This is a genomic window from Sphingobium amiense (assembly GCF_003967075.1).
In the GTDB taxonomy this organism is placed as follows: Bacteria; Pseudomonadota; Alphaproteobacteria; order Sphingomonadales; family Sphingomonadaceae; genus Sphingobium; species Sphingobium amiense.
In genome coordinates this window covers 4,160,163-4,186,666 of the sequence record NZ_AP018664.1, presented here as the reverse complement: position 1 = coordinate 4,186,666, position 26,504 = coordinate 4,160,163, and the positions used below count along the sequence as shown (strand labels likewise).

29 protein-coding genes are annotated in these 26,504 nt (G+C 66.7%); 8 read left to right on the top strand and 21 right to left on the bottom strand.

From position 1 onward, the window contains the following. Positions 1-12 precede the first annotated feature (12 nt). Positions 13-957, bottom strand: a complete 945-nt coding sequence (locus SAMIE_RS20065) for a YihY/virulence factor BrkB family protein (protein WP_066696627.1) — start codon at positions 955-957, stop codon at positions 13-15. Between the two features lie 17 nt (positions 958-974). Then, a complete protein-coding gene (locus tag SAMIE_RS20060; protein ID WP_066696623.1) occupies positions 975-1,901 on the bottom strand; it encodes a DnaJ C-terminal domain-containing protein in 927 nt (308 codons plus the stop codon). A 137-nt stretch (positions 1,902-2,038) separates the two neighbouring features. Here SAMIE_RS20060 and pdxH point away from each other — a divergent pair, with 137 nt between their 5' ends. Next, complete coding sequence (gene pdxH, locus SAMIE_RS20055) at positions 2,039-2,614, top strand: pyridoxamine 5'-phosphate oxidase (RefSeq protein ID WP_066696621.1); 576 nt, start codon at positions 2,039-2,041, stop codon at positions 2,612-2,614. 155 nt (positions 2,615-2,769) lie between these two features. Then, positions 2,770-4,101: a dicarboxylate/amino acid:cation symporter gene (locus SAMIE_RS20050; RefSeq protein WP_066696613.1), complete on the top strand. Its 1,332-nt coding sequence runs from the start codon at positions 2,770-2,772 to the stop codon at positions 4,099-4,101. A gap of 105 nt (positions 4,102-4,206) precedes the next feature. Here SAMIE_RS20050 and SAMIE_RS20045 read toward each other — a convergent pair whose 3' ends face one another. The 4 genes from SAMIE_RS20045 to SAMIE_RS20030 form a co-directional block, all read right to left on the bottom strand. Beyond that, on the bottom strand, positions 4,207-5,091 hold the full coding sequence (locus tag SAMIE_RS20045) for a bestrophin family protein (protein WP_066696611.1): 885 nt from the start codon (positions 5,089-5,091) through the stop codon (positions 4,207-4,209). Between the two features lie 78 nt (positions 5,092-5,169). After that, positions 5,170-5,751 carry an NADPH-dependent FMN reductase gene (locus SAMIE_RS20040; protein WP_066696609.1) on the bottom strand — a complete coding sequence of 194 codons (582 nt, stop codon included), beginning with the start codon at positions 5,749-5,751 and terminating at the stop codon, positions 5,170-5,172. 61 nt (positions 5,752-5,812) lie between these two features. Then, positions 5,813-5,995, bottom strand: coding sequence for a hypothetical protein (locus SAMIE_RS20035; protein ID WP_066696607.1), 183 nt, complete (start codon positions 5,993-5,995; stop codon positions 5,813-5,815). A gap of 126 nt (positions 5,996-6,121) precedes the next feature. Further along, complete coding sequence (locus tag SAMIE_RS20030) at positions 6,122-7,411, bottom strand: adenylosuccinate synthase (protein ID WP_066696601.1); 1,290 nt, start codon at positions 7,409-7,411, stop codon at positions 6,122-6,124. Positions 7,412-7,633: 222 nt separating this feature from the next. Here SAMIE_RS20030 and SAMIE_RS20025 point away from each other — a divergent pair, with 222 nt between their 5' ends. Further along, on the top strand, positions 7,634-8,527 hold the full coding sequence (locus SAMIE_RS20025; protein WP_083952347.1) for an alpha/beta hydrolase: 894 nt from the start codon (positions 7,634-7,636) through the stop codon (positions 8,525-8,527). Positions 8,528-8,549: 22 nt separating this feature from the next. On the opposite strand, the gene SAMIE_RS20020 is transcribed toward SAMIE_RS20025, so the two are convergent. The 4 genes from SAMIE_RS20020 to SAMIE_RS20005 all read right to left on the bottom strand — a co-directional run bounded on the left by SAMIE_RS20020 (position 8,550) and on the right by SAMIE_RS20005 (position 12,978). Then, on the bottom strand, positions 8,550-9,677 hold the full coding sequence (locus SAMIE_RS20020) for an ATP phosphoribosyltransferase regulatory subunit (RefSeq protein ID WP_066696599.1): 1,128 nt from the start codon (positions 9,675-9,677) through the stop codon (positions 8,550-8,552). Position 9,678: 1 nt separating this feature from the next. After that, entirely contained in the window at positions 9,679-10,062 is a 384-nt protein-coding gene (locus SAMIE_RS20015; protein ID WP_126516910.1) for an endonuclease domain-containing protein, read from the bottom strand. A 56-nt stretch (positions 10,063-10,118) separates the two neighbouring features. Continuing rightward, positions 10,119-11,699 (bottom strand): phosphoglycerate dehydrogenase, encoded by a 1,581-nt coding sequence (gene serA / locus SAMIE_RS20010; RefSeq protein WP_066696595.1) that lies wholly within the window; start codon positions 11,697-11,699, stop codon positions 10,119-10,121. A gap of 118 nt (positions 11,700-11,817) precedes the next feature. Next, positions 11,818-12,978: a phosphoserine transaminase gene (locus tag SAMIE_RS20005; RefSeq protein ID WP_066696593.1), complete on the bottom strand. Its 1,161-nt coding sequence runs from the start codon at positions 12,976-12,978 to the stop codon at positions 11,818-11,820. A 158-nt stretch (positions 12,979-13,136) separates the two neighbouring features. Here SAMIE_RS20005 and SAMIE_RS20000 point away from each other — a divergent pair, with 158 nt between their 5' ends. From SAMIE_RS20000 to dapD, 4 genes are all read left to right on the top strand, one after another. Then, positions 13,137-13,826, top strand: a complete 690-nt coding sequence (locus SAMIE_RS20000) for an extensin-like domain-containing protein (RefSeq protein ID WP_066696591.1) — start codon at positions 13,137-13,139, stop codon at positions 13,824-13,826. Between the two features lie 103 nt (positions 13,827-13,929). Beyond that, complete coding sequence (locus SAMIE_RS19995; protein ID WP_066696588.1) at positions 13,930-14,805, top strand: LOG family protein; 876 nt, start codon at positions 13,930-13,932, stop codon at positions 14,803-14,805. A 130-nt stretch (positions 14,806-14,935) separates the two neighbouring features. Next, positions 14,936-15,601: a pyrimidine 5'-nucleotidase gene (locus SAMIE_RS19990; protein WP_066696586.1), complete on the top strand. Its 666-nt coding sequence runs from the start codon at positions 14,936-14,938 to the stop codon at positions 15,599-15,601. Positions 15,602-15,603: 2 nt separating this feature from the next. Further along, a complete protein-coding gene (gene dapD, locus SAMIE_RS19985) occupies positions 15,604-16,443 on the top strand; it encodes a 2,3,4,5-tetrahydropyridine-2,6-dicarboxylate N-succinyltransferase (protein WP_066696583.1) in 840 nt (279 codons plus the stop codon). A gap of 39 nt (positions 16,444-16,482) precedes the next feature. Here the strand turns inward: dapD and SAMIE_RS19980 are convergent, their stop codons facing one another. The 5 genes from SAMIE_RS19980 to SAMIE_RS19960 form a co-directional block, all read right to left on the bottom strand. Beyond that, on the bottom strand, positions 16,483-17,052 hold the full coding sequence (locus tag SAMIE_RS19980) for a PAS domain-containing protein (RefSeq protein WP_066696580.1): 570 nt from the start codon (positions 17,050-17,052) through the stop codon (positions 16,483-16,485). A gap of 92 nt (positions 17,053-17,144) precedes the next feature. After that, positions 17,145-17,738: a nitroreductase family protein gene (locus SAMIE_RS19975; RefSeq protein WP_066696577.1), complete on the bottom strand. Its 594-nt coding sequence runs from the start codon at positions 17,736-17,738 to the stop codon at positions 17,145-17,147. Between the two features lie 54 nt (positions 17,739-17,792). Continuing rightward, entirely contained in the window at positions 17,793-17,972 is a 180-nt protein-coding gene (locus tag SAMIE_RS19970; RefSeq protein ID WP_066696575.1) for a hypothetical protein, read from the bottom strand. A gap of 120 nt (positions 17,973-18,092) precedes the next feature. Further along, complete coding sequence (locus tag SAMIE_RS19965; protein ID WP_066696573.1) at positions 18,093-18,611, bottom strand: phosphoribosyltransferase; 519 nt, start codon at positions 18,609-18,611, stop codon at positions 18,093-18,095. Positions 18,612-18,617: 6 nt separating this feature from the next. Beyond that, on the bottom strand, positions 18,618-19,535 hold the full coding sequence (locus SAMIE_RS19960) for a LysR family transcriptional regulator (protein ID WP_332003701.1): 918 nt from the start codon (positions 19,533-19,535) through the stop codon (positions 18,618-18,620). Positions 19,536-19,710: 175 nt separating this feature from the next. On the opposite strand from SAMIE_RS19960, the gene SAMIE_RS19955 reads away from it, so the two are divergent. After that, positions 19,711-19,992: a hypothetical protein gene (locus SAMIE_RS19955; protein ID WP_066696571.1), complete on the top strand. Its 282-nt coding sequence runs from the start codon at positions 19,711-19,713 to the stop codon at positions 19,990-19,992. Between the two features lie 8 nt (positions 19,993-20,000). On the opposite strand, the gene SAMIE_RS19950 is transcribed toward SAMIE_RS19955, so the two are convergent. The 6 genes from SAMIE_RS19950 to SAMIE_RS19925 form a co-directional block, all read right to left on the bottom strand. After that, positions 20,001-20,258, bottom strand: a complete 258-nt coding sequence (locus SAMIE_RS19950; RefSeq protein ID WP_066696568.1) for a hypothetical protein — start codon at positions 20,256-20,258, stop codon at positions 20,001-20,003. Positions 20,259-20,268: 10 nt separating this feature from the next. After that, positions 20,269-20,991 carry a class I SAM-dependent methyltransferase gene (locus SAMIE_RS19945; RefSeq protein WP_066696565.1) on the bottom strand — a complete coding sequence of 241 codons (723 nt, stop codon included), beginning with the start codon at positions 20,989-20,991 and terminating at the stop codon, positions 20,269-20,271. Continuing rightward, a complete protein-coding gene (gene prfB, locus SAMIE_RS19940; RefSeq protein WP_066696563.1) occupies positions 20,991-22,118 on the bottom strand; it encodes a peptide chain release factor 2 in 1,128 nt (375 codons plus the stop codon). Before prfB ends, SAMIE_RS19945 begins: the two co-directional genes overlap by 1 nt. 79 nt (positions 22,119-22,197) lie before the next feature. After that, entirely contained in the window at positions 22,198-22,548 is a 351-nt protein-coding gene (locus SAMIE_RS19935) for an endonuclease domain-containing protein (RefSeq protein ID WP_232037321.1), read from the bottom strand. A gap of 126 nt (positions 22,549-22,674) precedes the next feature. Continuing rightward, entirely contained in the window at positions 22,675-25,215 is a 2,541-nt protein-coding gene (locus tag SAMIE_RS19930; protein WP_066696559.1) for a penicillin-binding protein 1A, read from the bottom strand. A 188-nt stretch (positions 25,216-25,403) separates the two neighbouring features. Then, the gene (locus tag SAMIE_RS19925) at positions 25,404-26,405 is read right to left on the bottom strand and encodes an N-acetylmuramoyl-L-alanine amidase family protein (RefSeq protein ID WP_066696557.1); all 1,002 of its coding nucleotides are present in this window, start codon (positions 26,403-26,405) and stop codon (positions 25,404-25,406) included. Between the last annotated feature and the right edge of the window lie 99 nt (positions 26,406-26,504).

Genomic DNA, 26,504 nt, shown 5'->3' with positions numbered 1-26,504 from the left:
TTTCCGTTTCCCTTAAGTGCCGGGCGCTTCGTCCGCTTCCTCTTCGGGAAATTCCGCGAGCGCCGCGTTCAATTCCGCGCCAATTACCACGCCAAGCCCGACGAGAAAGAAAAAAATGAGAGTGATCATGACACCCGCAAGGCTGCCATAGGTGCGGCCATAGCCGCCGAGCAGCGACAGCGTCGGGGGCAGCAGCAGCGTGGTGCCATACCACCAGAGCGAGGTCGCGGCGGCGCCGGGCCATTTGGGGAAGCGCCGGTCCTTGTAGGCGGTGGGCGTGAGCGCGACGAACAGCGACCACATGGCGACGCACAGGATCGCCATCGGCACCAGCTTCGCCGATGCGACGAGCGTGATGGCGTCGTCCGCCCAGGGGAGGATCTGATGCAGGAACTGGTCTACGCCGGTGATGACGACCTGCATCGAGAAGGCGAACATGACCGCGAAGACGCTGACCAAAGTGATGCCGATCGCGCCCAGACGATATTGCCAGAAAGCCTTCGTGCTCTTCGTTCCGTAGGCGCGGCGCAATATGTCGCGGATGGTTTCGATGAGGCTGCCCACGGTCCACAGGCCCACAAGCCCGCCGAGCCACAGCAGCGGACCGGACCGCGCCGTCAGCACATCGTTGATCGGCTGGCGCACCACGTCTGCGACGCCGCGCGGGACGGTATAGAGGAAGGCGTTGACCGCCTGCACCCCGTCCTGCGTCCGGCCGAAGATGCTCGCCACCGCCGCCGCGACGATGAAGAAGGGGAAGAGCGTCATCAGCGACAGATAGGCGAGGTTCCCCGCGTGGATGAAGCCGTCGCTATAGGTGCCGACCGCAACGCGCTTCGCCACTTCGAAGATGTGCGATCCGGGGCGGACCCTGGCGATCTGGCGGTGGAAATGCGCCCGCGCGCCCTGCGTTGTCCTGCGCCGGGATTCAGGCGAAAGGGGGGAAGGCATCGGCATCAGCCGGGCTTAACGCCTCAGACGCCCAGATGGGCGCGCACCGCACGGCTGTCCTGCCAGCTTTCGACCAGCGCCCTGATGGCGGGATCGTCGGCGGGCACGTCGATCTGGAGCGTGACGAGCTGGTCGCCGCGCGACCCGTCCTTCGCGGTGAAGCCCCTGCCGCGCAGGCGGAGCGTCTTGCCGGACGAGGTTCCGGCGGGCACCCCCAGCATCACCGGGCCGTCGACCGTGGGCACCTTGACCTTGCCGCCCTTCACCGCCTCGTCGAGCGTGATGGGAAGGTCGAGCAGTACATTGTCGCCGTCGCGGGTGAAGAAGGGGTGCGGTTTCACGTCGATGGTGACGATGGCGTCGCCCGCGCCGCCCGGCCCGGCCTGGCCCTTGCCCGACAGGCGCATCTGGGTGCCGCTCTCCACCCCGGCGGGGAGTTTGAGGTCGATGGTCTTGCCGTCCTGAAGCGTGATCCGCTGCGGCGCGAGGGTGGCGGCGTCGACGAACTGCACGGCGAGGCGATAGGCGACATTCGCGCCCTTGGGCGGAGCCTGACGCCCGAAACCGCCAAAGCCTGCGCCGCCGCCCGCGCGCCGTCCCGCGCCGCCGAACAGCCCTTCGAAAATGTCGCCGAAATCCGCGCCGCCGGTCTCGAACCCGCCCGTCTGGCCGCGAAAGCCGCCCCCCTGTCCGCCGCCGCCACCACCGAAGCCGAAGGGCGCGGTGGGATTGCCATCCGCGTCGATTTCGCCGCGGTCGAACCGGGCGCGCTTGTCCTTGTCCGACAGCAGGTCATAGGCGTTGGTCACGGCGGAGAATTTCTCCGCGGCCTTCGGATTGTCCTTGTTGCGATCGGGGTGCAGCTCCTTGGCGAGCTTGCGATAGGCAGACTTGATCTCCGCCTCGGTGGCGGCGCGGGCCACGCCCAATGTCGAATAGGGATCAGCCATTCACTCTACCTGTTGCACAAAAGCATCACTTGGGGACTATGTGGACGATAGCGGGGCCACATTCAAGTCGTGGCAAAGGCCATGTCCTGACAATCGGTCATATCGACAGCGGCGCGGCGGGCGCATAGGACGGGCGCATGACCGATCCCTTCGCCCTGTTCGACACATGGTATGCCGAGGCGCGCCAGACCGAGATCAACGACAGCAACGCCATGGCGCTCGCCACCGCCGACGCGCGCGGGCGGCCTTCGGTGCGGATGGTGCTGCTGAAAGGGCATGGGCCGGACGGTTTCGTCTTCTACACCAATTTCGAGGGGCGCAAGGCGGGCGAGCTGCTGGAGAACCCGCATGCCGCGCTGCTCTTCCACTGGAAATCGCTGCGCCGCCAGATCCGGGTCGAAGGGCCGGTCGGACCGGTCGACGATGCAGCCGCCGACGCCTATTTCGCCACGCGCAGCCGTGACAGTCAGCTCGGCGCATGGGCGTCCGACCAGTCTCGCCCCCTCCCCTCACGCGATGTCTTCATGGATCGCTTCGCGGAAGTCAGCGCGCGTTTCGAAGGCGGGCCGGTGCCGCGTCCGCCGCACTGGGGCGGTTTTCGCGTGGACCCGCAGAGCATCGAATTCTGGCAGGACCGCGAGCATCGCCTGCACGAACGCCGCCACTTCACGCGCGAGGGCGACGGGTGGCGCGAAGGGCTGCTCTATCCCTGATCGACAAAGCGGCGGCGGAAAGCCGGTCCTGCTTCGTCTAACATCCTGCGGGCGGATGCGGGCCGATTGCGGCTGATCCAACCGCCTGATAGGTGTCGGCCAAAGACAGTAGATCGAACGGAGCGCGCAGCCGGCGTGCGCCCGAGAGGGAATCAATGCGAAACAGACTGACGGCCTTCATCCTCATCGGCATGGTGCTGGGGGTGATTACCGGCTTCGTAGCCAATCTGGCGGTCGGGGGCGATGAGGCGCTGGCGAAGGATGTCGCCGGCTATTTCCACCTGCTCGCCGACATTTTCCTCCATCTCATCAAGATGATCATCGCGCCGCTGGTCTTTTCCACGCTGATCGCGGGCATCGCCCATATGGGGGACAGCGCAGCGCTGGGGCGGATCGGCGGGCGCGCGCTCGCATGGTTCATCATCGCCAGCCTGATTTCGCTGACGCTGGGCATCATCTTCGTCAATTTCTTCGCGCCGGGCGAAGGGCTGAACCTCGTCCGGTCGGGCGCAGAAAGCGGCGTCAACACCGAAGCGCTCAATTTCCGCGACTTCATCCTGCACGTCTTCCCGACGTCGATGGTGGGCGCGATGGCGGAAAATTCGATCCTCCAGATCGTCGTCTTCTCGCTCTTCGTGGGCGTGGCGCTGACGGCTATCGGCGACAAGGGCAAGCCCATCGTCACGGTGATCGAGTCGATGGTCGAACTGATGCTGCAGGTGACAGGCTATGTCATGCGGGTCGCGCCCTTCGCCGTGTTCGGGGCGCTGGCATCGTCGGTGACGGTGCAGGGGCTGGGCGTGCTCAAAACCTATGGCGAGCTGGTGGGCGAGTTCTACATCGCGCTGTTCTGCCTGTGGGCGCTGCTGTTCGCGGCGGGCGCGCTCTTCCTGGGCAAGCGGATGCTCAAGCTGGTGCGCTATGTGCGCGAGCCGATCCTGATCGCCTTTTCGACCGCATCGTCGGAAGCGGCCTATCCCAAGATGCTGGAGCAGCTCGACCGGTTCGGCGTGCCGCGCCGCATCTACAGCTTCGTGCTGCCGCTGGGCTACAGCTTCAACCTCGACGGGTCGATGATGTATTCGACCTTCGCGACGATCTTCATCGCGCAGGCCTATGGCATCGACCTGCCCATCGCGACGCAGATCACCATCCTCCTCGTCCTCATGGTCACGAGCAAGGGCATCGCCGCCGTGCCGCGCGCGAGCCTTGTCGTGGTCGCCGCGACGCTGGGCCAGTTCGACCTGCCGGTCGAGGGCGTGGCGTTCGTGCTGGCGGTCGATCACTTCATGGACATGGGCCGCACCGCCACCAACGTGCTGGGCAACGCCATCGCCACATCGGTCATCACCAAGTGGGAAGGCATGCTGGAGGTGGAAGAGCCGGTCGACGTGCCGCACCCTAAGGCTCCGGCGCATACGCCCGCAGACGGGCGGCGCGGGCTGGAGCTGGCGTCCGACATGGTGGACGACGACCGGAAGGGGTGATTGGGGATCACGAAGTGGTGGAGGGGTGCTTACCTGACGAGAGGGTGACACCCCTCCGTCACGCGCTCCGCGCGCGCCACCTCCCCTTGCAGGGGAGGAATTGCCTTACCAGAGGACGCCGCGCACCGGCGTGACCGGATCGGGCGCGGGGTCGCCGATCGACTGGAGCAGGTCGATTTCTATCGTGCGGCACATGGCGCTCAAGGGATTGTCGTGGACGGTGTTGGCGAAGGGATCGACCAGATCGTCGCCGATGCGCAGGACGGCGAGGAACATGAGGCCCGCGACGGTCGAACCGAGCGGCGTCGCCAGCCCCAGCGATTCGACGAGGCCGATGGGCAGCGCGATGCAGAAGATGTGGGTAAAGATCGTCGGCAGATAGCGATATTGCACCGGCAGCGGCGTGTTCTTGATCCGCTCCATGCCGCCCTGCGCATTGGCGATGTCGACCAGCACCGCTTCCATCTGCGTCTGCTGGATGCTGTCGATCCAGCCCTTCGCCCGCGCGATGGCGATGCGGCGGCCGGTGCTGTCGAGCAGGCCGTTGGCGGGGTTGGTGCGGGCCAGCGCCTTGCCCTTATCCTCTTCATTGAGGAATTTCGTCACATCTTCGCCGATCGGCTGGCGGCGGAGCTGGCAGCGCAGCGCGTTCACATAGGCGATCTGGCGCCTGACGATCTCGCGCTTGAGTTCGACCGCGTCGGGATCGGGCAGGAAATTGCGGGTGGCGCGCGACAGGCTGCGCGAGGCGTTGATCATCGCACCCCAGAGCGTACGCGCTTCCCACCAGCGGGCATAGGCGCTGTTCGAGCGGAAGCCGAGGAAGAGGGCGAGCACGGTGCCGAAGATGGTGAGCGGGAGCGAGGGCGCGCGGAAGGGCAGCACGAAATAGGCCAGTGTCACCGCGCAGTCCCATATGAAGAGGCCCAGCAGCGGCTTCCACACTTCCGATGCGATGCGGCTGAGACTGGGGACGGGATCGACGATCATGGGGCACTCCGGCAGATGGACAGACGCAACGCCTAAAAGCCGCGTGATGCTCCCTTCATGCTGCGTTGCAACAAAAAGTTACAGAGCAGGATCGCGGGCCGCCTTCGCTGCCTCCGCCCACCAGATGAGCGAGCGGGAAAAGCCCGCGAAACCGCGCTCCAGCGCCGCGCCGCCTTCGCCCTGAGGCTGCGCCTGTTCGTCGAGCGTCTGGTGGATCTGGCCGACGCTCAGCCGCTCGGGCACCACGGCCATGCCCATGGCGGAAAGCGTCACCGTCCAGTCGGCGTGGGAATTGACACCGGCGAAGCGGCCCATCGAATAGCTGGCGATGGCGGCGGGGCGGCGGTCGAATTCGGTCAGATAATGGTCGACGAGGTTCTTGAGGCCCGGCTGGATGCCGCGATTATATTCGCCCGCGACGAAGACGAAGGCGTCGGCGGCCTTCAGGCGTTCGGCCAGCCGCGCCATGGCGGCAGGCGCCTGCCCTTCCGCATGGTCGCTGTAGCGCAGGTCGAGCATGGGAAGGTTGATGGCTTTCGCATCGACCAGTTCCGCCTGGTGGCCCAGCCCTTCAAAACCCCGCACCAGATAGTCGGCGAGCCGGATGCCGAGGCGGCCGCGGCGGTAGGAACCGTAGAGGACGAGGATGTCGAGCGCCATGCGTAGCCTCCCTGTGGAACGTGCAGTCATCGCATGGCGACCGCCTACCGTCGAGTCAGGATCAGCGCAGCTTGGCGATGGAAAGCCCGTCCTGCTTGGCGCGGACTTTCACCGATTCCTCACTGCGGGTGAGCGCCTTGGCGATGGCTTTCAGGGCCATGCCCTTCTTCGCCAGCGTGTGCAGCTTCTGGATTTCGTCCGCGGTCCAGGGCTGTTTGTGCCGTTCGAAACGCTCACCCATCATATTGCCTTTGGTTTAGAGCCGCACCGGCCCTCTCCCCCACCCGGCCACCCATATGATACTGCGTTGGGTGGTCGGGTGGGGGAGAGGGCCGGTGCGGACCCGTTTCAGCAAAGCTGAAACAAAATATCAGTCCGCGAAGGGGTCGCGCACGAGGATGGTGTCCTCGCGCTCGGGGCTGGTGGAGACGAGCGTGACCGGGCAGCCGATCAGTTCCTCGATCCGGCGGATATATTTGATCGCCTGCGCAGGCAGGTCCGCCCAGCTCCGCGCGCCCGCCGTCGTGTCCTGCCAGCCTTCGATCTCCTCATAGATCGGCTCGGCGCGGGCCTGATCCTGCGCATGGGCGGGGAGATAGTCGAAGCTGCGGTCGCCGATGCGGTAGCCGACGCAGATTTTGAGCGACTCGAACCCGTCGAGCACGTCGAGCTTGGTGAGCGCGATGCCGGTGACGCCCGACACCGCGACCGACTGGCGCACCAGCACCGCGTCGAACCAGCCGCAGCGCCGCTTGCGCCCGGTGACGGTGCCGAATTCATGGCCGCGTTCGCCGAGGCGCTGGCCGACGTCATTGTCCTGCTCGGTGGGGAACGGGCCGGAGCCGACGCGGGTGGTATAGGCCTTGGTGATGCCGAGCACGAAGCCCGCCCCGCCGGGGCCAAGGCCGGTGCCGCTCGCCGCCGTGCCCGCGACCGTGTTGGACGAGGTGACGAAGGGATAGGTGCCATGGTCGATGTCGAGCAGCGTGCCCTGCGCGCCTTCGAACAGGATGCGCTTGCCCTCCGACTTGGCCTTGTTGAGCGTCAGCCAGACGGGCTTGACGAAAGGCAGGATGAAGGCGGCGATGTCGGCCAGCTCCGCCATCAGCGCGTCGCGGTCGACCGGCGGTTCGCCGAAACCGGCGCGCAGCGCGTCGTGGTGCGCGGTCAGGCGGTCGAGCTGCGGACCGAGATCGTCGAGATGGGCGAGGTCGCATACGCGTATGGCGCGGCGGCCGACCTTGTCCTCGTAAGCCGGGCCGATGCCGCGACGGGTGGTGCCGATCTTGCCCGCACCCGACGCATCCTCGCGCAGCCCGTCAAGGTCGCGGTGGAAGGGCAGGATCAGGGGGCAGGTTTCGGCGATCTGGAGATTGTCGGGGGTAATCTCCACCCCCTGTCCTTTGAGCTTCGCCACTTCGTCACGGAAATGCCAGGGATCGAGCACCACGCCGTTGCCGATCACCGACAGCGTGCCGCGCACGATGCCCGAAGGCAGCAGCGAGAGCTTGTAGACCTTCTCCCCCACGACCAGCGTGTGCCCGGCATTGTGACCGCCCTGAAAGCGGGCGACGACATCGGCGCGCTCCGACAGCCAGTCGACGATCTTGCCCTTGCCCTCGTCGCCCCACTGGGCGCCGATCACGGTTACATTAGCCACAGATACAGTCCTCCGCCCGCCGCGCGGACCGGCCATGCCCTTCGACGGGACTCGGCATGCCGGTGGGATGAAAGGGACGCAGCGCGTCCCCTGATGCGCGGCGCGGGTTAGCCCCCCGCGCCCGGCGCGTCAAGGCGACAGCGGCTCTTACACTTTGATACAGGTTAACGGCTTCACGCGGGCCTGCAGTCCGGCGATCATGGCGGAAACGAGGAGGCACCGATGCGCGGGCGATTTTTCCTGTTGTTGATCCCCGCCCTGCTGCTGGCGGGCGGGGTGGAAGCCAAGACCCTGCGCGAACGATGGGCGGCGCGCATGGAGAAGGGGCAGCAAACCCCTTCCGGCGCACAGGCCATGGCCTATGGCAAGGATGCGCTCCAGTCGCTCGATTACTGGCGCGGCAAGGGCGCGAAACCGCCCCTGATCCTCTTCGTTCACGGCGGCGGATGGAAACGCGGCAGCAAAGACAATGCGACGGGTGCGGCCAAGGTCGACCATTATACCGGCCTTGGCTACGCCTTTGCGTCGATCAATTACCGCCTGGTCCCCGCCGCCACGGTCGAGGAGCAGGCGCAGGATGTGGCGGATGCCATCGCCTATCTGCGCGGCAAGGCCGGGACGCTGGGCTTCGATCCGGAGCGGATCGTGCTGATGGGCCATAGCGCGGGCGCGCATCTTGTGGCGCTGGTCGGCACGGACATGCGCTATTTCGCCAATGCAGGCCTTGCACCCGACGCCGTGAAGGGTGTCATCCCGCTCGATGGCGCAGCCTATGACGTGCCCCGGCAGATGCAGGAGGGCGGGCGTTTCATGGCGGGCACCTATGAGCAGGCGTTCGGCGCCGATCCGGCTCGGCAAAAGGCACTGTCGCCTACGCTCCATGCGACGATGCCCAACGCCCCCGCTTTCCTGATCCTGCATGTGGACCGCGCCGACGGCACGGCGCAGTCCGAAGCGCTTGCAACGGCGCTCAGGGCCGCAGGGACGCCGGTGGAGATTCACGCACTGGAAGGGCGCGGGCTGCGCGGACATATGCAGATCAACCGGTCGATGGGCGACCCGGACTATGCGGGAACCACTATCGTGGACGCTTGGGTGAAACGGCTGGTCCGCTGACCGCGAGCGGGACGAAGCGCCGTCAGTAGGCGCGCACTTCATCTCCGTCGAGCCAGTGCGAGCAGCGCTGCGCCGCGCCATCCTCGCCGTTGGCCAGCGCCGCGACGGTGTGCCAGCCTTCGGCCCGCAGCGCCGCCGCCCGCTCAGCATCGGACCCGAGCGGCAGGAAGATGCGGCGGGGACTTTCTCCGCCGAAGCCCGCGTCGATCAGCGGATCGGGGTAGAGCGAGAAACCCATCGCCGGTTCGTCGGCACCGTCCGCGCGGGCGATGGCGTAGCTGCCGCCGCGCCCGATCTCGCCGATGAAACCTTCGGCGAAGATCGAGAAGCCGAACCAGTTCTGAAATTCGAAGCCGTGCCGCTCGGTGGGGTCGAGCGTCAGCGTGATGTCCCAGCCGATAGGCTTTGCGATGGCGCGCAGCCCCGCGATGCGGCTGGCAAGCGCGCCCCCGATGCGGGCGTCGAACGCTTCGAGGCGCTCCATCGCGGCGTGGAAGGGTCCGGTCGCTTCGATGAGCGGGAGGTAAGCCGCCGCCGCCGGGCTGAGCGCGACGAGCGCGCCTGCATCCTTGGCGTCGAGTTCGGTGCGCACCGCCTCCACTTCGCGCGCGTCGAGCGGCAGCGGCCCGGCGGCGAGCGTGTCGATGAGGTCGGGCAGCGTGAAGTCGATGGTGAGGCCGGTGACGCCGGCCGCCTGCAGCGCCTCGATCGCGACATTGACGATCTCGACAGCGGCGGCCGTGCTGTCCGTGCCGATGAGTTCGGCGCCCAGTTGCAGCTTCTCGCGCTCCGGCCGGAGCTGGCTCGCCTTCTGGCGGATGACCGGCCCGGCGTAGGACAGGCGCAGGGGGCGCGGCGCGGCGGCAAGGCGGGTGGCGGCGATGCGGCCGACCTGCGCGGTCATGTCCGGGCGGAAGGCGAGGCTGCGCTGCGACACGGGATCGACGGCGCGGACCAGATCCTGCGGACGCATGGATTTGAGACGCTGCGTCAGCGTATCCTCAAACTCGGCGAGCGGGGGCATGACGCGCTCATAGCCGTGCGCGGCGACGGTATCGAGCACGCGGCGCGTCAGCCGCGCGGATGCTTCGGCCTGCGGCGGCAGGCGGTCGGACAATCCTTCAGGGAGAAGGCCGGGGGGGATGACCATCCTAAAAGCCCTCTCCCCCAAGGGGAGAGGGTTGGGAGAGGGGATTACGCATGGCCTCTCCAATCACGCTCAAAACCCCTTCCAGATTTTCCATCACGTCAGGATTGCCAAAACGGATCACATGATATCCCAGCGATTCTAAAAACTCGGTTCGCCGGGCGTCATAGCGATCTTCGGCGGAATGTGTATCCCCGTCTATTTCGATGACCAAGCGAGCGGCCTTGGAAGCGAAGTCCACAATATAGGGCGAGATGATCGTCTGGCGCGTGAACTGCCGGTTTTCGAAGCGATTGGCGCGCAGGGCGAGCCAAAGTTTCTGTTCAGCCGGAGTGGGATTGGCGCGCATCGCTCGCGCGCGCTCTTTCAGCTTCGGGTCCAGTCGCACCGTCGCCCCCCCTCTCCCAACCCTCTCCCCTTGGGGGAGAGGGCGTTTGTGTCGGCTTAAGCGAAACGCAGCAGCTTTACCTGCTTCACCCCGGCGAGGTTGCAGATTTCCCAGCGCAGCGGTTCGGTGACGGTGCCGTCGACCGAGAGCAGCAGCACCGCTTCGCCGCCCTGATTGCGGCGGCCGAGGTGGAAGGTGCCGATATTGACGGACGCTTCGCCCAGCGTCGAACCGAGGCGGCCGATGAAACCGGGCGCGTCCTGATTGACGATGTAGAGCATCGTGCCGTCGAGATCGGCCTCCACCTTGATGCCGAACAGTTCGACGAGGCGCGGCTGGGCGTGGCCGAAGAGCGTGCCCGCGACCGACTTGTCGCCATTTTCGGTGGTGACGGTGACGCGCACCAGCGTCTGATAGTCGCCCTCGCGGTCGTGGCGCACTTCGCGCACGTCGAGGCCGCGTTCCTTCGCGAGGAAGGGCGCGTTCACCATGTTCACCGTGTCGGAATAGACGCGCATCAGACCCGCCAGCACCGCCGCGGTGATCGGCTTCTGGTTGAGTTCGGCGGCGTGGCCCTCCACTTCGACCGCGACACCGAGGATGGCGTCGCCTTCAAGCTGGCCGACGATGCTGCCGAGCTTTTCGGCGAGCGCCATATAGGGCTTGAGCTTGGGCGCTTCCTCGGCGGAGAGCGAGGGGACGTTCAGCGCATTGGTGATGCCGCCGTCGAGCAGATAGTCGCTCAGTTGCTCGGCGACCTGCAACGCGACATTGACCTGCGCTTCGTCGGTCGATGCGCCAAGGTGCGGGGTGCAGATGAAGTTCGGCGTGCCGAACAGCGGCGATTCCTTGGCGGGTTCGGTCTGGAACACGTCGAGCGCCGCGCCCGCGACCTGCCCCGAATCGAGTGCGTCCTTGAGCGCCGCCTCGTCGATCAGGCCGCCGCGCGCGCAGTTGACGATGCGCACGCCCTTCTTGGTCTTGGCGAGATTTTCGCGGCTCAGGATATTGCGCGTCTGGTCGGTCAGCGGCGTGTGCAGCGTGATGAAGTCGGCCTTCGCCAGCAGCGTGTCGAGATCGGCCTTTTCGACGCCCATCTCCACGGCCCGCTCAGGCGTCAGGAAGGGGTCGAACGCGACGACCTTCATCTTGAGGCCGAGAGCGCGGCTGGCGACGATCGAACCGATATTGCCCGCGCCGATGAGGCCGAGCGTCTTGCCGGTGACTTCGACGCCCATGAAGCCGTTCTTGGGCCACAGGCCAGCCTGCGTCTGCGCGTTCGCTTCGGGAAGTTGGCGGGCGAGCGCGAACATGAGCGCGATGGCGTGTTCGGCGGTGGTGATAGAGTTGCCGAACGGGGTGTTCATGACGATCACGCCCTTGGCCGAGGCGGCGGGGATGTCGACATTGTCGACGCCGATGCCCGCGCGGCCGATGACTTTCAGGTTGGTGGCGTGGTCGAGAATGTCCTTCGTCACCTTGGTCGAGGACCGGATGGCGAGGCCGTCATACTGGCCGATGATCGCTTTCAGTTCGTCCGGGGTCTTGCCGGTGATTTCGTCGACCTCGACGCCGCGCTCGCGGAAGATGGCGGCGGCGCGGGGGTCCATTTTGTCGGAAATGAGGACTTTGGGCATGGGTTATATCCTATGTTTCACCGTCACCCGGGCTTGACCCGGGGTCCCGCTTTACGTCGCGGGCGGCGTGAATGAAGAAGCGGGACCCCGGATCAGGTCCGGGGTGACGCAGTTTGTTTCAGGCAGCCTTGGTCTGGGCATAGGCCCAGTCGAGCCAGCCCCCGAGCGCTTCGATGTCGGCGGTCTCGACGGTTGCGCCGCACCAGATGCGCAGGCCCGCGGGCGCGTCGCGATAGCCCGCGATGTCGTAGGCCGCGCCTTCCTTTTCGAGGAGAGCGGCGAACGCCTTGATGAAGGCTTCGTCCGCGCCCTCGACCGTCAGGCAGACGCTGGTCTTCGAGCGGGTGGCGGGATCGGCGGCGAGGTGGCCGAGCCAGTCGCGGTCGGCGACGATCCTGTCGAGCGCGGCGGCGTTGGCGTCCGACCGGGCGATCAGACCTTTGAGGCCGCCCAGCGACTTGCCCCATTCGAGCGCGAAGATGGCGTCCTCGACCGCGAGCATGGAGGGCGTGTTGATCGTCTCGCCCTTGAACACGCCTTCGGCGAGCTTGCCCTTCGCCATCAGGCGGAAGACCTTGGGCAGGGGCCATGCGGGGGTGTGGGTTTCGAGCCGCTCGACCGCGCGGGGGCCGAGGATCAGGACGCCGTGGCCGCCCTCGCCGCCCAGCACCTTCTGCCAGGAGAAGGTGGCGACGTCGATCTTCGTCCAGTCGATCTCATAGGCGAAGACCGCGCTGGTCGCGTCGGCGAAGGTCAGGCCTTCGCGTGTCTCCGGAATCCAGTCGGCGTTCGGCACGCGCACGCCCGACGTGGTGCCGTTCCAGGTGAAGAGCACATCGTTGCTGAAATCGACCTGGCTGAGGTCGGGAAGCTGGCCGTAGTCGGCGCGGATGACGGTGGGGTCGAGCTTGAGCTGCTTGGCGGCGTCCGTCACCCAGCCTTCGCCGAAGCTCTCCCACGCGAGCGTCGTCACCGGGCGCGCGCCCAGCATCGTCCACATCGCCATTTCGAAGGCGCCGGTGTCGCTGCCCGGCACGATGCCGATGCGGTGCGTGTCGGGCAGGTTCAGAAGCTCGCGCATCAGGTCGATGCAGTAGGCGAGGCGGGTCTTGCCGATCTTGGCGCGGTGCGAGCGGCCGAGGGACTCAGCGCTCAGCCTGTCGGCGCTCCAGCCCGGAGGCTTGGCGCAGGGACCGGATGAGAAGAAGGGGCGGGCCGGACGGGTTGCGGGCTTTTCAGCGGGCACAATGGTGGCGTCAACGGCAGTCAGTTCAGTCATGTCATGCTTCTCCTTGCAGAGAGCTGCGCGGCGTTGGGACCGCGTGGCCCGTCGGCCGCCCTAAAGATGCGGGCGGCGGTGTCAAGGATGTTGTGAAATGCGACGAAGCGATTTTTCGTTAACCCACGGAAAGGGTTGGGATGGTAAAAGCCCGATTCATGGAAGAGCGGGCAAAGGGAAACCGGCGCGGCGCGGCCTTCGCCGTGCTGCTGGCAAGCGCGATGAGCCTTGGCGCGTGCAGCGGCGATCTGGTGCCGCGCGGGCGGGTCGCCGCGCCCTCTTCACGCCCGCCCGTCGCGCGCGCGCCGTCGCAGCCCGCGATGGAAACGCGGCAATGTTTCGCGCGGCTGCAATCGCAGGCGGTGAGCTTCACCCCCCTGCCCGACCGGCGTTTCGACGGCGGGTGCAGCGCGGTCGGCAGCGTCAAGCTGATCGACATCGGCGTGCCCGCGACCAACCTTGGCGCGATGACCTGCGGCCTTGCGGCCAATTTCGCGGCATGGGCGCGTTACGGCGTGCAGCCTGCCGCGCGGCTGATCCTGGGCGCGGAGATCGAGCGGATCGAGACGTTTGGCACCTATAATTGCCGCCCCATCGCGGGGAGCGGCAAGCTGTCCGAACATGCGCACAGCAACGCCATCGACGTCAGCGCCTTCGTGCTGTCGGACGGACGGCGGATCACGATCCAGAACGACTGGAACAGCGGTGGGCGGACACGGCAGTTCCTCGAAGCAGTGCGGGCGAGCGCGTGCAAGCGGTTCAGCACGGTGCTCAGCCCCGATTACAACGCCGCGCACCACGATCATTTTCACTTCGACATGGGCGGGCGTGGAGGTTTTTGCCGCTAAGGCGGCAGGGGCGGCTTTTGCAGCTGACTCTCAGGCGCGCCGAACGGGTGGCGGGCTGATGGCGGGCCTTGGTTTTGTCACGGGCGCGCATTAAGTCGCCGGGATGACGAAAAAAGAAATTGAAGAACGCAAATTCCGTCCGGCCCGCGAAGAGGCCGTGGACGCCCGCAAGCAGACGGGCACTCCCCAGACGCAGAGCGCGGCCTATCGCCTCGCCTTTCAGGACACCGAATTTCTGCTGCGCGAGGATCTGCGGCCCGTAAGGTTCCAGCTTGAGCTGCTGAAGCCGCAACTGCTGATGGACGAGGCGCGGATCGAATCGACTTTTGTCTTCTACGGATCGGCGCGCATTCCCGAGCCGGATCAGGTGCAGGCGCGGATCGACGCGGCGACGAGTCCCGATGAGCGGCGGGTGGCGGAAAATCTGGGCGCCAAGGCGCGCTATTATGACGAGGCGCGCAAGCTCGCCCGGATCGCGGCGCAATATCCGGTGAACGAGGCGGGATGCCGTCACTTCGTCGTCTGTTCGGGCGGCGGCCCCTCGATCATGGAAGCGGCCAATCGCGGCGCGGCCGATGTCGGCCAGACCACCATCGGCATGAACATCGTCCTGCCGCATGAGCAGGCGCCCAACCGCTTCGTGACGCCCGAGCTGAGCTTCCAGTTCCACTATTTCGCGCTGCGCAAGATGCACTTCCTGCTGCGCGCGCGGGCGCTCGCCGTGTTTCCGGGCGGGTTCGGCACGTTCGACGAGATGTTCGAACTGCTGACGCTGATCCAGACCGGCAAGATGAAGCCGATCCCGATCCTGCTCTATGGCAGGGATTTCTGGAACCGGGTCGTGGATTTCGACGCGCTGGCCGATGAAGGCGTGATTTCGCCCGCCGACCTCAGCCTCCTGACCTGGGTCGAGACAGCGCAGGAAGGGTGGGACGCGGTGCAGCGCTTCTATCAGGACAGCGAAGCACCGGGCTGCTGAGCGGTTCCTCATGGGGGAGAGAGGGATTGACACAATGCCCCTCCGTCAGCCTTCGGCTGCCACATCCCCGAGACAAGCTCGGGGAGGAACGTGGCTTGCCCTCTTGATCCGGGCGCTCTAGGGCGCGGCCATGCTTGGCGACCTCGCCCATATTGACACGTGGATCTTCGATCTCGACAACACGCTCTATCCGGCGAAGGCGGACCTGTTCGCGCTGATCGACGTGAAGATGGGCGAGTTCATCCAGGGATTGCTGGGGTGCGATCCGGTTCAGGCGCGGGAGACGCAGAAGCGCTATTTTCTGGAGCATGGCACCACATTGTCGGGGCTGATGCGCCATCATGGCATCGAACCGCGCGCCTTCCTCGATTATGTGCATGACATTTCGATGGACCGGCTGGAGGTCGATCCGGCGCTGAACGACGCCATCGCGGCGCTGCCGGGCCGCCGCCTGATCTTCACCAATGGCGATGCCGCCTATGCCGGGCGCGTGCTCGACAGGCTGGGGCTATCGGGCGCGTTCGAGCTGATCCACGACATCCATGCCTGCCAATATGTGCCCAAGCCCGATCCGTCGGGCTATGCCGAACTGTGCCGCGTTCACGCCGTCGAGCCTACCCGCGCCGCCTTCTTCGAGGATATGGCGCGCAACCTGAAGCCCGCCAAGGCGATCGGCATGACGACGATCTGGGTCAACAATGGCTCCGAAGCGGGCAATCACGACCATCATCCCGATTTCATAGACTTCGAAACCGACCATCTGACGCCGTTTCTGGCCGACATTCTGGGGAAATGACCATGAGCCAAGACCTGATCGCCACCATCGACGCCGCCTGGGAAGACCGGGCCAACGTCAACCTCCAGACGCAGGGCGAAATCCGTCAGGCCGTGGACAAGGCATTGGCGCTGCTCGACAGCGGCGCGCTGCGCGTGGCGGAGCCTGCCGGGGAGGGCTGGCAGGTCAACCAGTGGGCGAAGAAAGCGGTGCTGCTGTCCTTCCGCCTCAACGACAATGCCATGATCGACAACGGTCCCGGCGCGGGTCACTGGTGGGACAAGGTGCCGAGCAAGTTCGCGGGCTGGGACGAAGCGGCGTTCCGCGCCGCCGGTTTCCGCGCCGTGCCGGGCAGCTTCGCGCGGGCGGGATCGCATATCGCGAAGAACGTCATCCTGATGCCGAGCTTCGTCAACATCGGCGCGTTCGTCGATGAAGGCACGATGGTCGACACCTGGGTGACGGTGGGAAGCTGCGCGCAGATCGGGAAGAATGTCCACCTGTCGGGCGGCGTCGGCATCGGCGGCGTGCTGGAACCGTTGCAGGCCGACCCGGTCATCATCGAGGACGACTGTTTCATCGGCGCGCGGTCCGAAGTCGTGGAAGGCGTGCGCATCGGCAAGGGATCGGTGCTGTCGATGGGCGTGTTCATCGGCCAGTCGACCAAGATTATCGACCGCGCGACCGGCGAAGTGTTCATGGGCGAAGTGCCGCCCTATTCGGTGGTGGTGCCCGGCAACCTGCCCGGCAGGCCGCTGCCCGACGGCACGCCCGGACCCAGCCTCTATTGCGCGGTGATCGTGAAGCGCGTGGACGCGCAGACCCGGTCCAAGACCGGCATCAACGAACTGCTGCGCGACTGATCCGGCGGCGGGAGGGGCCTTTGTCCCCTCCCCGCCCGTTCAGAGACCCGCCTCTATGACGAGGCGGATCGCTTCGGCCGCGGTGCGCACGCCCAGCGCCTTGAGCATGGCGGCGCGGTGCATCTTCACGGTGCGTTCGGTGAGGCCAAGGTCATAGGCGATCTGCTTGTTCAGCCGCCCTTCCGCCATCGCGACCAGCACCGCCCGCTGCCGGTCGGTAAGGCGGGCGATGCGATCCCGCGCGTCGGTGCCGCGATCGTCCTCCACGGCCATCTGAGAGCCGAGGAAATAATCGACGCCGCCGTCCATCCCGAAGATGGGCGCGATCATCAGCGCGTTGCGAAAGCGCGTGCCGTCCTTGCGGAAATTGACGATCTCCACCAGCAGCGGGCGCTTTTCGTGGATGGCCCTGCGGATCGTGTCGGTCGCCTCATGCTCCGGCGTGTCGCCTGCGAGAAAGCGGCAGTTGCGCCCCACGATCTCGTCCCGGTGATAGCCGGTGAGCGTCAGGAACGCCTCATTGCATTCGACAATGGGATTGTCGGGCAGACGGGGATTGGTGAGCACCGCCGCCATCGCGCTTCCGGCGATCATTTCGGACAGGGACATGGGAATCAGCCAGCCAAATGAGTCAAAGGCGCCGCGACAGCGACACCTTTGACCATGTTGCCCAAAGCAGGATCAATCCGCAAGCGCGCGAATCAGGCAGGGAAGCTGCCCGAAAAGGCGAAGGCTTCGACCGGATGGCGGCCGCTGGGTTCCTCGCGCGCCTGAAGCGGTTCGGGCAGGATCGACCGGTCGCCCTGCCGGCCGATGGCGGCGGCAGCCTCGATCCGGTAGCGGTCGGGGACGCCCAGTTCTGCGCGCGCCGCATCGAAATCGACGCCGGTCATGCCGTGCGCATGATAGCCAAGACGCGTCGACTGGAGCGCCAGCAGCGCCCATGCGGCTCCGGCATCGAAGCTGTGGCTGTGCGAGGGTTTGTAATCGTCGGACCCCGGGGCGGCCATGAGCGTGTCGGAGACGATGAAGACAATGACGCCCGCATTCTTCACCCAGCCCTGATTGAAGGGCATGAGGAGCGACAGGAAACGCTGCCAGTCGGCGCTGTCCCGGTGCGCGTAAAGAAAGCGCCACGGCTGGTAATTGAAGGCGGACGGCGCCCAGCGCGCGGCGTCGAAGATCGTGTCGAGATCGGCCTGCGGCACCGGCGAACCGTCATAGGCGCGGGGCGACCAGCGCTCCAGAAACAGGGGTTCGACCGGGCGGGGCGTGTCACGATTGTGGGTGGTCATGCGGTCTCCGGAAAAGGGAAGCGATGAGGATGCCCCCATGTAGAGACGCGACGGTCAAAGGGAAGGGCGTATCCCGGCGCTCTGGTCATAAAGGCGGGGCTGGCGTTCGATGGCGGCGGGCGGCAGGTCGCCTTCGCGTTCCAGCAGGACGACAGCGGGTTCGCGCAGCAGCGCCTGCGACAGGCGGGTGCGCCATTGCCGAAACAAGCCTTTCTGATCCTGCTGGCCTTCCATGTCCGTCTCCCGTGCCGACTCGTGCGACTTATCTATGGATGTTATAGACAAAGCGCGCGCAAGCAATGCTTGTTCCGGCAGCAGCACGGCTTCGCGGGGATGGCGGCAAAAGCCCGAGGGTCAGCGCAGCCTTTCGGGCACGGATGCCGCTTCGGCGAGGATGTCCTCCCGCGCTGCGCCCGCTTCCCACGGGAAGACGAACCAGCGCCGGTCACTGTCCCGGTCAATGTCGCGCGCGCGATAATCGACGCTTTCCCGAGAACGGATATTGTTGAGCAGCACGGCGAAACGCAGATTGCCCGCGTCGCAGCCACGATCGCCCAGCAGGCGGCGGATATCGGCGATGGTGCCGCCGCTGTCATTGATGTCGTCGATGAAGAGCAGCCTTGCACCCGCCGCGCTCTGCGCCGCGATCTTGCCGAGCAGTTCGGCGGCGAACCCCGCCACCTTGCTGCTGTAATCGACCGACAGCATGGGGATGTTCAGCCGGTGCGAGACATGGACCGCAGGGACAAGGCCGCCGCGCCCGATGCCGACCAGATAATCGGGCCGCCACCCGCCCGCGTCCAGCCGGGCGGAGAGCCTCGCGACATCGGCCAGAAAGGCGTCGTGCGAAATGGGGAAGAGGTAGGGCGTCATGGCCGGTCAGCCTCCGCCATAGCCAAGATGCGCGAAGCCCGCCTCAATCTCCCCCAGCGCCATCGCCGCCGCGTGGGACGGCGTGCGCACGCTCGCGGTGCAGAGGGCGAGCGTCAGGGGCCGCAGGATGGGATCGGAAAGGCGGGCGAAGGCGAGCCGCCCCTGCGCCACCTCCGTCACCACGTCGATGGAGGTGAGGATGCCCAGCCCCGCCCCCTGCATCACCAGCGAGGCGATCATCTGGCTGTCGTCGCAGGTCGCCGCCCGGAGCGGGGAGAGACCCGTCGCGCCCTCCAGCACGGCAAGCTGTTCGCTGACCACCAGCGGATGCGCGGGCACGATCAGCGGCGAATCGGCGCAGGCGGAGAAGCGCACCTCCGCCCTCGCCGCCAGTGCGTGACCGGGCGGCAGCGCGACGCCCAGCACCACCTCCACGAAGGCGCGCACGACCAGATCGCGATAGCTGTGCGGATCGAGCAGGATGCCCATGTCCGCCTCGCCCGAGGCGATGGCGGCGCGCACGGCATCATTGTCCAGCACGCTGATGCCGATGCTGATGCCGGGATAGCGCGTCTGGATCGCGGCGATCATGGCGGGCACCGGGCCTTTCGCCAGCGCGGCGATGATCGCGATCTGCACATGGCCGCGCCGCAGCCCCTGAAGATCAGCGATCTGGTCGCGCACCTCGCCAAGATCCTTCTGCCAGCGGCGGCCCGCCGCCATCATCACCTCGCCCGCCGCCGTGAGCCGCAGCCCGCTCGGCAGCCGTTCGAAGAGTGGCGCGCCAAGGTCCGCTTCGGCATTCAGAAGCTGGCGGTCGACGGCGGAGGGAGAGATGCCGAGTTCGTCGGCCGCGCGGCGGATCGAGCCATGCTGGCCGACCGCCATGAAGTAGCGCAGGAACCGCGACAGGGCGGGCATCATTCACCTGAGGACCGTGGAAACTCCGGCTCTGGTCCGCCCTTTGGGAGCGGAGGTCAAGCCCTGCAACGCGGACAGCCGCCGCAACGTGGGCGATGCGCCCCCGTTCGTCGCAACCCGCCTGAACCGCCGGGCCTGTCGCGCGTTCATCCTCCAGAGACCAGAACAGGAGGCTGCCATGACGATATCCGTGACCTTTCCCGATGGCAGCATCCGCGACGTGCCGAGCGCGCTCCGCCCTGTGCACGACCCGTTGGGCGCCACGCCCTTCCGCCATGTGCCGCTCGACTGCGACGCCCGCTGGCGGTTCGTCGAGGGCGCGACGGGATGGGAAGCGCATCCGCGCCATGGATCGCTGTCGATCTTCAGCAGCACGCCTGCGGAATGGTGGCGCAGCGTCGCGGTGATGGTCGATGCGCCGGTGGAGCAGGGCCGCCGCCAGCCTTCGCGGGCGGCCTGAATGGAGCCTTAGCCTTCGCCCCGCTCGGTCATTTCCATGAAGGTGCGGGCGGCGTCGCGGTCCTGTGCATCCTTGAATGTCACGTCGAGATCGGGCGCTTCGCCCAGCAGGAACAGCAGCGACCATAGAGCGAAGCGGCGGCCCCGGTCCTTTTCGAGGCCGAGATCGACGCGCATCCGCTCGATACCCGCCGCCAGCGCGTCGGGCGGAACCGCGTCGATATCGTCGGTCCCGAAATAGCGCCGGAGCTGATCGTCCAGTTGCATCGCCTCTCCCTCAGTCCCGCATCGCGCAGGGCACGATGCTGGCCGGATCGGGCCGCGCCGTGCTGCGGCGGAAGCGGGCGAGATAGCCGCCCGCCGTGGGTTTGGGAATGAGCTGCACCATGCGAAAGCCCATCGCCGCCAGTTCGCAGGCGAGGAGCCGGGGCGGCGTGCCATGCTGGGCGGTCGGGCGGTCGGCATCGACGACGATCAGTTCGCCATCCTTCTTCAGCGCGGGGCTGAGATTCCAGAGGAAAGCGTATGGTTCGGCGATCTCATGATACATGTGGACCATGAGGATGCGGTCGAAGCTGTTGTCGGGGAGCCTGGGGTCTTCCGCCGCGCCGAGCTTCACGCTGACATTGTCCCACTTCTCGCGGGTGATGCGGCGGGACAGCGCCTCGATCACTTCGGGCATGATGTCTTCGGCCAGCACCCGGCCATGCACGCCCACGCGCCTTGCGAGGCGCACGGTGTAATATCCTTCGCCCGCCCCGATGTCCGCCACGGTCATGCCGGGGCGGATGCCCGCGCGGTCCATGATGTCATCCGCCTCGTTGACGCGGTCGCGGGCTTCCTCGCTCGACCAGCGGGTCGAGACGATGGGGGCGACGGGACGGTCGGCGCGGGGAAAGGCGCGCGCGCCCGCCGGACGATCCGCACTGGCGTCATGCGTCAGCCCGTCGCAGGCGGCCAGCAGGACAAGCGTGCCCGCCAGTGCCGCCGCGATGCGCATCAGTCGACATCCTCCACATCGACCTTCTCGCCCGTCACCTTCTGGCTGAGGGCCGCGGCCATGAAGGGATCGAGCGCGCCGTCGAGCACGTCGTCGGGCGAGGTGGAGGTGACGCCGGTGCGCAGATCCTTCACCAGCTGATAGGGTTGCAGCACATAGGAACGGATCTGGTGGCCCCAGCCGATTTCGGTCTTGGCCTGATAGTCGGACGATGCCGCTTCCTCCCGCTTGCGCAGTTCGGCTTCGTAGAGGCGGGCCTTGAGCATGTTCATCGCGGTCGCGCGGTTCTTGTGCTGCGACCGGTCGTTCTGCGACGCGACGATGATGCCGGAGGGGACGTGGGTGATGCGGACGGCGGAGTCGGTCGTGTTGACGTGCTGCCCGCCCGCGCCCGACGCGCGGTAGGTGTCGATCTTGAGGTCGCTTTCCTTGATCTCGATGTCGATGTCGTCGTCGATCACCGGATAGACCCAGACGGACGAGAAGCTGGTGTGGCGGCGCGCGCTGCTGTCATAGGGGCTGATACGGACGAGGCGGTGGACGCCGCTCTCGGTCTTAGCATAGCCGTATGCGTTCTCGCCCTTGAACAGGAAGGTCGCGGACTTGATGCCCGCCTGATCGCCTGCCTGATAATCGACCAGCTCGACCTTGTAGCCGCGCCGTTCGGCCCAGCGGCGATACATGCGGCTGAGCATCTCGGCCCAGTCCTGACTCTCCGTGCCGCCCGCGCCCGCGTGGATTTCGAGATAGGTGTCGTAGCTGTCGGCTTCCCCCGCGAGCAGCGCCCTGATCTTGTCCTCGTCCGCGCGTTCGGCGAGCGCCTTCAAGGACGCGACGGCTTCGTCGACCATCGCTTCGTCGCCTTCGGCCTCGGCCATTTCGATGAGTTCGGCGGTGTCGGTCTTTTCGGCGTCGATGGCGCGGGTCGCGCCGATCGCGCTGTCGAGCCGGGTGCGCTCGCGCATCACCTCCTGCGCCTGCTTGGCATTGTCCCAGAGCGTCGGGTCTTCGACGCGCGCGTTCAGCTCGTCCAGCCGCCGCAGCGCCCGGTCCCAGTCGAGCGACTGGCGGAGCAGCGCCAGCGCGGCGTCGATACGGTCGATATATTGCTGCGCTTCGGCGCGCATGGGAGGTCTCCGAAAATCAGTCGGCGTGTCTAACGCATCAAGCAGCCGCCCCTATCCGACCGAATGGACTTTTGAAAGTTCAATCCTCCCCTGACAGGGGAGGTGGCAGCCCGGAGGGCTGACGGAGGGGTAGCCCTCTACTCGCGGTGGCGATGATGTGAAGCACGGCAGCATCCAGATCCCTCAATATATCGGTCGCGGAAATGCGAAGGACTCTTATGCCCTCTCCGGCCAACCATGCATCCCGCATGGCATCCCGCGCGGGCGCATCGCCGCCCCCGTGAACTTCACCATCGACCTCCACCGCCAGACGATGGCGCGGGCAGAAGAAGTCGAGAATATAATGTCCAGCGGGATGCTGTCTGCGAAAACGCAACCCGGCAGGACGCTCGCGCAGTTGCTGCCACAGCAGCACTTCGGGCAAGGTCATCGACTGGCGCAGAGTCCTTGCGCGTCGTTGCGTGTCCTTCGGACCATGGAGCATGGCCGCACCCTACCCCTCCGTCTGGCCGGTGGCCAGCCACCTCCCCTTCCAGGGGAGGATTTCAGTGCACCCTCAATAGATGCCGCCCTGGCCTTCCAGGAAGTCGGCGTCGCGCTGGCGGCCGCGGGAGATGGCGGAGGCGGCGCGGGCGTCGGCGGCCTGTGCCTGCGCTTCGGCTTCTTCCTTGCGGATCGAGCGGCGCGGTTCGGTTTCGGGTTTGAAGGCTTCCCAGATGACGGCGGGCTTGAGGTCCGTGCCCGGCCACACGCCATAGACGCGCTTGCCCGAGCGGCGGTCGATCGTGACCATGCGGATGCCCGCAGGCGCGACGAACGGGGTTTTGGGCATGGTTTCGAGCACGGGGGCCATCGCCGCTTTCCAGATCGGCGCGGCGACGCGGCCGCCCTGCGCCCAGCCGCCGAGGCTGCGCGGCTTGTCATAGCCGATATAGACGCCCGCGACGAGATCGGGCGATCCGCCGACGAACCAGACATTCGTGGGGCCGTTGGTCGTGCCGGTCTTGCCGAAGAGCGGGCGACCGAGGTCATTGAGCACCGTCGCGGTGCCGCGCTGGATCACGCCTTCGGCGATGTGCACGACCTGATAGGCGGTCATGGGGTTCATGACCTGCTTGCCCTCGAACCCGAAGCGCGGCATCGGCTTGCCGTCCCAGTTGGCCATGTTGCACCCGTCGCAGGCGCGCCAGCGCTGCGGCCAGATCACCTTGCCGCGCCGGTCCTGCACATAGTCCATGACCTTGGACGGCTGCTGCCTGCCCTGATTGGCGAGCGTCGCATAGGCGTTCACCATCCGCTCGACCGTCGTCTCACCCGCGCCCAGCGCGAAGGAGAGATAGGGCTGATAGTCGCCGATACCGACATTCTTGATCGTGCGCACGACGCGGTCCATGCCGGTCTGGCTGGCGGCGCGGACGGTCATGAGGTTGCGCGACTGTTCCACGCCCCAGCGCATCGTCTGCGGCCCAGCGCTGCCCCCTGAGAAGTTGCGGAAGCATTTCTGCCCGAGGCCCGCGCCCTGATAGACGCACAGCGGCCCGTCGACGATGATCGAGGCGGGCGTCATCCCGCCGTCGAGCGCGGCGGCGTAGACGAAGGGTTTGATGGTCGAACCGGGCTGGCGCAGCGCCTGCGTCGCGCGGTTGTAGGAAGAGAGGCGCGAATCGAAGCCGCCCTGCATGGCGCGGATGCGGCCCGAATGGACTTCCTCCGCGACCATGCCGCCCGACACTTCGGGGACGGAGCGGAGCGCCCAGCCGCCGCCGTTGCGGGTGACGACGATGAGGTCGCCCGCCTTGAGCGCGGAGAAAGCCGGGCCGCCGGTGCGGCGATAGGGCATCTGCGCCGCGTCGGCGGGCAGGACGCCGGTGCTGCCGTCGGCGAAGCCGATCTGCGCTTCGCTCGACGACCGGCTGATGACGGCGGCGACGCGCCAGTCGGCATAGTCGACGCTGATATAGCTGGCGGCGAGTTCGCGTTCCCAGCCATTGTCGGGATTGATATGCCCCACCGGTCCAGACCAGCCGCGCCCGGCGTCGAAGCGCAGCAGCCCGCCCCGCAGCGCGGTCTGCACATGGTCCTGCACCACCGGATCATAGGGGCTGCGCACCCAGAGGCCGCCCGCATAGATGCTGTTGGGACCGTCGCTCGCCTTTTCGCCGAAGAGCTGGATCAGGCGGCGGCGCACTTCTTCCATATAATAGCCGCCCGCGCGCGCGTCGAAGCTGGAGCCGTGGGCGGCCACGGTGCCGAGCGGCAGCGCCTGCGCGGCAGCGCGCTGTCCGGCGGTGATCCAGCCATTCTTCTCCATTTCGCCCAACGCCCAGTTGCGGCGGTCGAGCGCGCGCTCCATGCCGGTGGGGCTTTCCGGGCGGTAATTGGCCGGGCCTTTGGGCAGGATGGCGAGATAAGCCATCTCGTGCAGTTTGAGGTCGGCGACATCCTTGTCGAAATAGGCGCGGGCCGCCGCCTGCACGCCATAGGCGTTGCGGCCGAGGAAGATCTGGTTGAGGTAGAGTTCGAGGATCTGCTGTTTCGACAGGACATTTTCCATGCGCCAGGCGAGGATCATCTCCTTGACCTTGCGGGTGGGGGAATATTCGTCGCCGATGAGCAGGTTCTTCGCCACCTGCTGCGTGATGGTGGAGCCGCCGCGCGCGCGCTGGCCCGAACCCAGCTTGCTCGCATAGTCGAGCACCGCCGCGCCGAAGCCGGTCACGTCAACCCCGTGATGTTCGAAGAAGCCCTTGTCCTCCGCCGCCAGATAGGCGCGGATCAGCAGGGGCGGATAATCGCTATACTGAAGCTGGACGCGGCGTTCGCGGGCATAGCTGTGCACCGGCTGGCCATTGATATCGCGAACGATGGTGGGGAGCGGCGGCTCATATTCCAAGAGGGTGGCGGCGTCGGGCAGGCCGCGCGCGAAGATCAGCCAGAACAGCGCGAAGGCGAGCAGCAGCCCGCCCAGCGCGATCGCCGCCCAGCGCACCGGCCGCCGGGCGAACAGCGGGCGCAGACGGTCCATGAAGCCGCCCGCGTCGCGGCGCAGGCGGTAGGCGATGGACGTGGGGGCGGGTTCGGAACGGGCCTCTTCCATGGGAAGGAGGCTCTAGGATCAAAATGCGCGCAAGGCCAGTGGGGATAAACAGGCGGGCGGGCGCCAGGGCCGACCGTCATTTCCGTTAGCTTCGCATATTTCCCGCAAGTTTTGACATTTTATTGCGCGGCCCCGATCCTATCCGAAAGGCACGGCCATTTTACCGGGCGCCGCGTCGATAGGATATGTCAGCCCCCCGCGCCCTCGCTCCGCGCCGCCAGCCGCCGCGCGAAATGCACCTCGACCGCCCGCGCCACGCCGCGCGCGATCTTCGCCTGCCCTTCGCGCGATCCGAGGAAGGCGCTGTCCCGCGCGTTGCTGAGATAGCCGGTTTCGAACAGGACCGACGGGGTGTCGGGCGCCTTGAGCACCAGCAGCGAGGCGAAGCGGTGCCCGGCGCTGCGGAAGGGGACTAATGGCGACGCTTCCCGCTGGAGCAGGCGCGCGAACCCGGCCGATGCGTTCATCGATTCGCGCTGTGTCAGGTCGATGAGGATGGAGGACACGTCGCCGGACTGGCCGCCGAGATTGACGCCGTTCAGGATGTCGGCCTTGTTCTCCCGCGCCGCGAGCCGCGCGGCTTCGCGGTCGGACGCGGTTTCGGACAGGGTGTAGACGGTCGCGCCATGCGCGTCGGCATCCTCCGCCGCATCGGCATGGATCGAGATGAAGAGATCCGCGCCGAGCTTGCGCGCGATGCCATAGCGTTCCTGAAGCACGAGGAAGCGGTCGTCATCGCGCGTCAGCGCCACGCGCACCCGGCCCGATTTCACCAGCGCGTCGCGGATCGCCTGCGCGATGGCGAGCGTCACGTCCTTTTCGCGCCGGCCGCTCTCCCGGTTGATCGCGCCCGGATCGTGGCCGCCATGGCCCGCGTCGATCACCACCAGCGGCCGCGCGCCGTCCTGTGCGCCCTCGACCGGCGGCAGGGCGATGCCGCGCGCGGGGGCGGGAATGGGGACGGTGATCGAATGAAGGCGCTTTTGCGGGCGCGCGGCCATATCGGCGGTCAGGCCAGGACGGAGGCCGCCCCTGCCCGCTTCGCTGCGATATACGCCTTCATGAGCAGCAGCGAGCGCAAAGCCCGCTCCGCCCGGAGCCGGCAGCGCCATCAAGCCGGCAGCCGCGATGACATGGATCATGCGCCGCTTGTGCAACGCGTGGGCGCGGCGCGTCCAGCCCAAACTCATCCGCCGAACCCGTCCCCCGCCCTTATCCCTGCCAGATCGGATATGGTTAACACTTGCTTCACCATGATGCGTGCATGAGGAATGTGAGCGGCGCGCGAT